Origin of the sequence: Nakamurella aerolata (assembly GCF_013002705.1) — a bacterium.
Taxonomy (GTDB): Bacteria; Actinomycetota; Actinomycetes; order Mycobacteriales; family Nakamurellaceae; genus Nakamurella; species Nakamurella aerolata.
The window spans coordinates 202,073-210,574 of sequence record NZ_JABEND010000007.1; the positions used below are offsets into that span (position 1 = coordinate 202,073).

General features: G+C 70.1%; 3 protein-coding genes. All 3 read left to right on the forward strand.

Annotation, left to right across the window (positions count from 1 at the left end; all coding sequences use genetic code 11):
• Positions 1–129: 129 nt before the first annotated feature.
• The 3 genes from HKD39_RS13245 (at position 130) to HKD39_RS18880 (ending at position 7,759) form a co-directional block, all read left to right on the forward strand.
• Positions 130–4,548: an FHA domain-containing protein gene (locus HKD39_RS13245; RefSeq protein ID WP_171200344.1), complete on the forward strand. Its 4,419-nt coding sequence runs from the start codon at positions 130–132 to the stop codon at positions 4,546–4,548.
• A 1,251-nt stretch (positions 4,549–5,799) separates the two neighbouring features.
• Entirely contained in the window at positions 5,800–6,597 is a 798-nt protein-coding gene (locus HKD39_RS13250) for a hypothetical protein (protein WP_171200345.1), read from the forward strand.
• Positions 6,572–7,759: a hypothetical protein gene (locus tag HKD39_RS18880; protein WP_212754518.1), complete on the forward strand. Its 1,188-nt coding sequence runs from the start codon at positions 6,572–6,574 to the stop codon at positions 7,757–7,759. The genes HKD39_RS13250 and HKD39_RS18880 overlap by 26 nt, the downstream gene beginning before the upstream one ends.
• Positions 7,760–8,502: the final 743 nt, after the last annotated feature.

Sequence of the window (8,502 nt, forward strand, 5' to 3'; positions counted from 1 at the left end):
GGGACGAGCGTTGTCGCGGCGCCCGGGGCGATCCAGCCGTGTGGATGAACTTGTCCACACCAGGCAAATCCATCCACAACCGAGAGCAGGGAGCAGACGCCGAGCTGCGCCCGCGGTCATGATCGCGGCATGGGCGAGTCGTTGGCGGAGTTCGAGATGGCGGTCGGCATTCGCGCCGACGACGCCGGCGGGCCGCGGCAGTTGCTACTGCGGCTGCAGCACCCGTTGCCGTGGGCTGCGGTCCGGCCCGAGCTCTGCCGGGCCGCCGGCCTGCCGGACGATTCCGTGCTCTACCACGGCGCCGTCGCGGTCGATGCGCACGCCATGGTCGGACTGCCACCGCTGCTGTCCGGGGTGGAACTGAGCACGGCCCCACGGCTGAATGCGTCCGCGGTGGCTTCCCCTGTGGTGCTCGACTGCGTCGCCGGTCCGGACGCCGGTGGCAGTGTCGGCGTGCCGGCCGGCGGTGCGGTGACCATCGGCCGGTCGCCGCGCTGTGACCTGACGATTGCCGACCAGCAGTTGTCCGCGCGGCACGCCGAACTCCGGCTGGGCGAGGCCGGCTCGTGGTGGCGAGATCTTGGCTCCACCAACGGCATTGCGCTGATGGGCGGCACCGGAGAAGAGCACCGTGCGGAGCACTCTCAAGAGCACCGTGCGGAGCACTCTCAAGAGCACGGTGCGGAGCACTCTCAAGAGCACGGTGCGGAGCGCCCTCAAGAGCAGGGACCAGGTGCGGTCGCCGCCGATGGGGGCAGAGTGCCTGCGGCACTCGGGGTTCCGCTACTGGTCGGCGGCAGCGTGGTGCGCACCGATCTCACCGCAGACCGGCGGCTGCTTCGGCACCCGGACGGTGCCGGACGGTGGGTGCTAGCCCTACCCGCCGCCGGCGGCAACCGGTTCGAGGTGCGCCTGCCGGACGATCCTGGTCCGCCGCCGGAGCGGCCGCGCCAGCCGATCCCGTTGTTCGCCGCGTTGGCGACGGCTGCCGTCGGGGTGGCCATCGCGGTGCTCACCCAGCTCTGGTTCTTCCTGTTGATGGCGGCGCTGGGGCCGGCCACCATGCTGGCCTCCGCGATCGGTGATCGGGTGTCGGGCCGCCGTCCGCACCGGACGGAGCTCGCCGACCATCGTGCCGCCGCCTCGGCTTTCCGAGCCGCCGTCCTGGCGGCCCGGCAGGCCGACAGCGCCGACGCCTGGGAGCAGTTCGCCGATCCGCCGCGGCTGCTACGCCGGGCCCGCTCGGGCGCCGTCGGACTGTGGGCGCAGACCGCGGCCGGCGGCAACCCGACGGTGGTCGGCATGAGCGTCGGCAGTCGGCCGCTGCGGTGCCCATCCGCCGCCGCCCCGCAGGTGCCCGGCGTGCCGCTGCCAGTGGCCATCCCGCCCAGCGGGGTGCTCGGCGTGGTCGGCCGCCGGGCCGGGATGCGTTGGCTGCTGGCTCAACTGGTGGGCTTGCGATGTCCGGACGACAGACCACTTCGGGTGTTGTCCGGCCGATCTGATCTGGCCCCGCTGGCCGACCTGCCGCACTGTCGCGACGGCAACCGCATCGGTGAGATCGCCGGCACCGTCGATGATTTCCTCACTGCGGTCCGTCGGGCCCTTGCGGACGGGTACGCGACACGGGCCGATCCGCCGCGCTCCCCCGAAGGATTCGCGGGGCACGGCACCGGCCCAGCCCACGGAGCCGGCAGCAGCGTCGTCGCGGTGATCGACGACGTGCAGCGCTACCGCGAACATCGGGGATTACGGCGGCTGCTGTCGGCGCCCGGTGAACGACTGCTGGTGGTCGCGCTGGCGGCCGATGCCGCCGCGTTGCCGTCCAGCTGTACCGCGGTGCTCGACCTCGACGCCATGCCCGGTGAGCCGATCGGGGTCAGCCCTGACTACCTCGCCGCACTGTGTTCGGCGCTGGCTCCGTTGGCAGCGACAGGCACCCGAGCGTCGGCCACGAGTGGGGCCGGTGGCAGCACTCTGCCGGCTGAGGTCGCGGTGCGGCCGGTTCCGGCGGACGAGCTGAAGCGTCGCTGGGCCGCCGCGACCGACCCGATCGCCGAACTGGGCGTCACCGCCGATGGCCCGCTGCGGGTGAACCTGCGCACGGATGGGCCGCACCTGTTGCTGGCGGGGACCACCGGCGCGGGCAAGTCAGAGCTGCTGCAGACCCTGATCGGTTCGCTGGCGGCCGGGCTGCCACCGGACCGGCTGGCGTTGCTGCTGGTGGATTACAAGGGTGGCGCCGCCTTCGCGCAGTCGGCCAAGCTGCCGCACTGCTGTGGCGTGCTCACCGATCTGGACGCTGAGCTGGCCCCCCGAGCATTGAGCAGCCTGCGCGCCGAGTTGCGGCGCCGGGAAAAAGTGTTGGCGCAGTGGGGAATCAGCGATCTGTCGGTGCCGCAGGGTGCGCTGGGAGCCGCATCCCGGAGCGGCGCAACAGCTCGACCAGCGCCGAGGGCGTCGGCAACGGCCGGCACCGCCGACCCGATCACCGCGGCGTCCGCGTTCGGTCCCGCGGTCGACCCGGAGCTGCCAAACCTTCCGCCGCGGCTGGTGATCGTGGTGGACGAGTTCGCGACGCTGGCCGCAGAACTCCCCGAGTTCCTCACCGGCCTTGTCGACATCGCCCAACGCGGACGGTCGCTCGGGTTGCATCTGGTGTTGGCGACGCAACGCCCCGCCGGGGTGGTGACGCCGGCGATGCTGGCCAACATCGCGCTGCGCATCTGTCTGCGGGTCACCGATCCCGCGGATTCCACTGACATGCTGGGCCATCCGGCTGCTGCCGGCATTCCCGCCGAGCTACCCGGTCGCGGTTATCTGCGCGGCGCCGGATCGCGGATGACGGCGTTTCAGGCCGCACGGCTCACCACCCCTTCCGCACCTGACTTGCTGGTGTGGCAACGAGGCCGGCCGGCGCCGGTGCCGGACGGCGCGTCGGCGCTCACCGGGCTGTTGGCAGCCGCCGACCGTGCGGCGGCCGGGCTCCGGCGCCCGGCGCCGCCGTGGCTGCCGCCGCTGCCGCGCCGGCTGACGCTGGGCGACAGCAGGCAGCTCGGTCTGTTGGATCTGCCTGATCAGCAGTCCCAGTTGGGCTGGCAGCTGCCGGCCGAATCGATGCTGATCGCTGGACCACCGGGCAGCGGCCGGACCTCTGCGTTGCGCCGGTGGCTGCGCGGTGCGGAGCTGGACGGCGCGGTGTTGCTGGCGATCGGATCCGACGCCGGCTGGCACCGGCTGGGCGCTGCGGGACGGCTGACCAGCTTGTTGAACGACAACGCGCCGCGGCTGGTGCTTCGGCTGCTGGAGCGGCTCACCGGAGAGCTGGACAGCCGAGTGAGCGCGGGTTCCGGAAGCTGCCTTGCGCCGGTGGCCATGGTGGTCGACGACTGGGAACCGTTGGCCGGGGCGCTGGATGCGGTCGACTTCGGTTCGTGGAGCACCAGGCTGGCCGAGATCGCCGGGCGTGGCCCGGCAGTCGGGATTCGGGTGGCCATCGCCGGTGGACAGCGGCTGCTGCATCATCGGATCGCAGCCGCGATGGGGGTCACCGTCACTCTCGGCACCAGCTCACCCACCGGTGAGCTCCGTCCCTCCGGAGTCGTCGGGCGGGGTCGGCTGATCGGCGCCGGAGGCGGAGCGGTGCAGTTTGCTGAGCCACCACCGGCGGCGGAACCGCCGGCGAGTGCGGAACCACGGACGGTTGCGGAAGCACGGACGGTTGCGGAAGCAGGGACGGTTGCGGAACCGCCGAGGGCCGCGGGCACAGCACCGGGCGGACCCGACGCTGCAGCAGCGCTGGTCGCGAAAAACCTGCTGCGCCAACGGTTGACGGTTCGCCAACTACCGACGACGGTGCCGACCCTCAGCTCGGGCGAACCATCCGGCGCCGTGGTGCCCATCGGGTTGGGTGGCGATCGCGCCGAGCCGATGGGATTCGATCTGTCCGGGGCCGGCGGCGGATTGCTGATCGCGGGTCCGCGCCGCAGCGGCGTCAGCACTGCCATCGCCCACCTGCTCACCGGGGCAGCCGCGGCTGGGCTGACCGCCGCCAGGGTGCTGGTGGGTCCTGGCCGGCCGGGACGACTGCCAGGGGTGCTGGATATCAGCCGGCGCGCGGACGCGGATGCAATGTCGGCCGCAGCGCAAGCGGACGACGGCGAGTTGTTGTCATTCCTCGCCGCGCACGAGGGGCCGCTGCTGCTCGCCGCCGACGACGCCGAGCGGCTGACCGACACCGCCGTCGGCGAGCTGCTGTGCCGATTCCTGGCGGCCGCCGGCCGACAACAGTTCCTGCTTCTCGGGGCCCGTCTGGACGAGGCGGGTCGCACCCATCGCGGCCCGGTCGCCGCCGTCGCCGGGTTCCGCACCGGTGTGCTGCTGGGCGCCGACAGCTACGACGGAGCGGTGCTCGGCACCCAGCTTCCGCGACGGTCGGGGCCGGCCCGCATCGGCCACGGCCATCTGGTGATCGACGGTGTGCCGCAAGAGATTCAGCTGGCTCGCACCATCCGTCGCCCCCGCGACCTGCTCACGGTGCCGAGCTGAGCCCAGCCGAAGGCTGTCGCGGCCGCGTGGCGTGACGGTTCCGAGCTCGGCTCGGCCGAAGGCTGTCACGGCCACGCGATGTGCTGGCGGTAGCGAGCTGGGCCGAACTGCCGGCCACCGCCGAGGAGGGGGCACCTGGTGCTGCGGTGGGTCGACACTTGTTGCTGCGGCCGGTCGGACATCGAGCCGCGCGTCCTCATCGGATGCCAGGCCGCGCGTCTTTATCCAATGCCGGGCCGGCGCGTGCAGCCGCCAGACAATAGCCGCAGAACAAGCACGGGCAGCACCAGCGCCTCCGATCGGACAGCGGTGCCCGGTGCCACCGCGCCGGCGGTCCACCCGTGCGCTTACGTGGAAGATCGTGCCCCAAAGTCGGTGCACGATCTTCCACGCTGTGACGGCGCCCGTCCCAGCAGCGGCACGAAGCCCGCCCCAACAACACCCTGCGCACCCGCGAAGCGCTGGGCCGCGTCCGATGTCCGTAGACCGTGACCCGTACACCGTGATCCATAGACCCGGAACCGCCGACCGCGACCCATAGAGCGGGAACCGTCGACCGTCACCCGTGGGCCGGCACTTGCGGCGGTGACCCATGTGCGGTGACTCGTAGGCCGTTACCCGCCGCCAAGTGGCGCGTCCGTGCGCATTGGTTGCCACCGGACCGTCCCGGCCAGCTCAAGGGGACTTGACCCTTGCGCACTCGACGGCCTTTCGGGTGCGGGCACCAAGATGACGCGCTGCCCAGGCATGGGGCGCGCCGCTCGTACCGCTTCGGCTCAGCGCCCGGTGACACCGTCTGTCGCGGACACCCGGTGCGGGTGGCCGGGCGCAACGCCGAGCCGTTGGTTTCTGCGCAGGTCAGTGACCTGCCGGTTGTGTACAAGTCCGGCGTCGAGGGGTTGACGGCCCCCACACTGTCTGTTGTTGTCAGGATCTGCTGCTTCCAGGCGCTCCCCTGCTTCGGGGAGTGTCCGGGCAGGTCGGTCGGTCGGAACGGGGTTCGCAGTGCTACCACCACACACCATCAGGGGCACACGCATCACAGGCGCACGCATCAAGGGCGCAGGCACCAAGGGCGCAGGCGTCGGGGTGGTCGGTCTCAGAGGTTCGCGCGGCAGGGGTGTCGGTGACGGTCGCGGCGGGCGGCCCCGCCGCCGGGCGGCCGTGGTCGGCGCGGTCGTCGTGTTGTCCCTCGCCGCCGGCTGCACTTCCAACTCGCCAAGCGCCAACACCACACCGACGTTCGCCACCATGAGCTCCGGACTCGGCGGAGGCATCCCCGGCCCCGGCCTGTCCGCCGACCCCACCGATCACAGCAACAATCCCCCCGCAGGCAATCCTCCAGCCGCATCCGATTCGGCGCCCGGCTCGATAGCCGAATCCAGCAGCACGCGTTCGACCGGAACCCCACTCTCACCCAGCCGACCCGGCACCGGCTCTGGGTCCGGTTCTGGTTCTGGTTCTGGTTCTGGTTCCAGCAGCGCCCCATCGACCGGAACAGGCACCGGCCCGACCGCAGGAACGACCACCGGGCCAGCGAGCACCTCAAGCACGGCCAAGCTGTCGGACGTCCAGACCACCGGGCCGGGCGGTGAGAAGGTCACCCTGGTAGCACCCGAGGAGCCGATCTCCGACACCGAAGCGAAAAACCGCCGCGAAATCGAAACCGCCTGGCTGAACACCTGGCACCTGTACGAGACATTTCATAAGCTGCCCCGCTCCGAGCTTCGCAAACGTTTTTCGGAGTACACAACCGGCAAGGGCCTGGAGTACTACGTGACTGGCGTCGAGGCGTCGCTGAAGGCGGGCCTGGTGAGCAGTGGTTCTGCCAGTCATAGGTTGGTTTGGAGCGCGCCCGTTCGCGACAATGTGGATACCTCCTTTATCGACTGCGTTAACACGAAGAACTTTGGTTACATCGATACAAGGGCGAATCAGACGAATATAGGCACACCTGACTCGTATGTTGTTCGCGTCTACGCGCACAAAGAGGCTGGCAAGTGGAAGGTCAGTGGAATCGCTGATGACAACATCTCGTGCGACAAGTAGACCCGCTTTGCTCATCGGTGCCGTACTGGCCGCTGTCCTGCTACTGCCGCCAGAGGTGTCGGCAGTACCCGCGCCGCCCGCCGAGGGCGATGATGTCAAGAAGTCCGTATCCGAAAAACCTGGCCCCTTCGGAGCCCCTGCCGTACAAATTCAGATCGAACACCTAAAGATCAACGCACCTGCGGGGCGACAGTATCTGTCTCTGCCAGGCGACGGTTCAGACGGCAGCGATACTGCTGCGGCCGACAGCGCATCGAGTAACAATGTACCTGCGGGCTCTGAACCTTCGGCAGGAGCAGCGCAAGATGCGGAACAGGGTTCAGAAGACTCCACGACCTCATCAACTGACGAGTGCCAGTTGGACTATGTGCAAACCGGACCCAATGTCGACCTCTCGAAGTATCGCGTGGAAGGGAAAGCTGGAAAAGGCGATGTCTTTCGACTCGACTGCAAGGTTGCGTTGACGTTCGACACCAACAAACTAGTCGACTGGCAGACGGCGGGTTACACGTTTCTGCCGTATGCCGAGCCGGTGGCGCCGGGTCAGCCGGCGCGGCGTGCGCCCGCCCCACCACCACCGCCACCGCCGCCGCCGGATCCGCGGGTGTTGGCGTATCAGTTGTTCAAGGATCTGCAGCAGCAAGTGCCGCAGCAGCAGATCAGTATCGGGCCGATGAAGTGGGACGAGATCATCGTGAAGGTCCCGCAGTGGTTGTCGGTGAACGACCCCGGTGCCCAGACCGCCTCGCTGACCTTCCGCGGGGTGAGCGTCACGATGACCACCCGGCTGGAATCGGTGGACTGGACCATGGGCGAACCCAAGGGCGACCCGGACCAGGGCGCCACCGACCCGGCGACCGTTTCCTGTGACGGGCCGGGCGAGCCGGCCCCGCCGATCGCGACACTGCCCGAGGATGCGAAAACCTGGGCTCCGCCGTGTGGGTACACCTTCCGGTGGCGGTCCATCCCGGAACGCACCGGCGGGTCGGGGACCTGGCCGGTGCGGGCACTGGTGCACTGGAACGCGCACTGGGAGGCGAACACCGGTGATCAAGGGGATATCCCGTTGCAGCGCACCGCCCAGACCGCGGTCAAGACATGGGAACTGCGGGTACAACTGGTCAACGACCCGAACTACAACCAGCCACCACCCACCCGCTGACCCGGCGGCGTCTGCGGTGGCGCTTCCGCGGAAGCGCAGCGATGTTCAGCGGGAGCGCGTCGGCAGGCGAGGCACATGAAGTTCCGCTGGCGCTTCGTCCGCGGAGTGGGCGGCCACGGCTGACAGGTGTTTGCGGCTGCGGCGCTTCCGCGAAGCAGGCGTCTGCGCGGAAGATTGACCACCGACTACGGGACACGATCTTCCGCGCTGAGACACGGCGCGGTCGCTTCGCAGCGCAGCCGGTTGGATAGGTCGTCCGAGGGGTCGAGTGCGCAGGTGCGCTTCCGCGGAAGCGCGGGCGGAGCGCCCGGCCGACCCAGGCGGGCGAAGCCCCGCCGCACTTCGTCCGCGAAGGCGGGCGCGAAGCGCTTCCGCGGAAGCGCGGGCGGTGTGCTCGGGGCGAGGCACATGAAGTTCCGCTGGCGCTTCGCCTGCAGAATGGGCGCCAACGGCTGTCAGGTCCCGGCGGCTGCGGCGCTTCCGCGGAAGATCGTGCACCGGCTACGGGACACGATCTTCCGCGCTCAGACACGGCGCGGCCGCTTCGCAGCGCAGCCGGTTGGATAGCAGCGCAGCCGGTTGGATAGAGGTACCCGCCCGAGGGGCATCGAGTGTGCAGGCGCTTCCGCGGAAGCGCGGGCGGAGCGCCCGGCCGACCCAGGCGGGCGAAGCCCCGCCGCACTTCGTCCGCGAAGGCGGGCGCGAAGCGCTTCCGCGGAAGCGCGGGCGGTGTGCTCGGGGCG

Coding starts and splice junctions, on each gene's coding strand:
- HKD39_RS13250 (WP_171200345.1), top strand. CDS start 5,800: ATGAGCTCCGGACTCGGCGGAGGCATCCCCGGCCCCGGCCTGTCCGCC.
- HKD39_RS13245 (WP_171200344.1), top strand. CDS start 130: ATGGGCGAGTCGTTGGCGGAGTTCGAGATGGCGGTCGGCATTCGCGCC.
- HKD39_RS18880 (WP_212754518.1), top strand. CDS start 6,572: ATGACAACATCTCGTGCGACAAGTAGACCCGCTTTGCTCATCGGTGCC.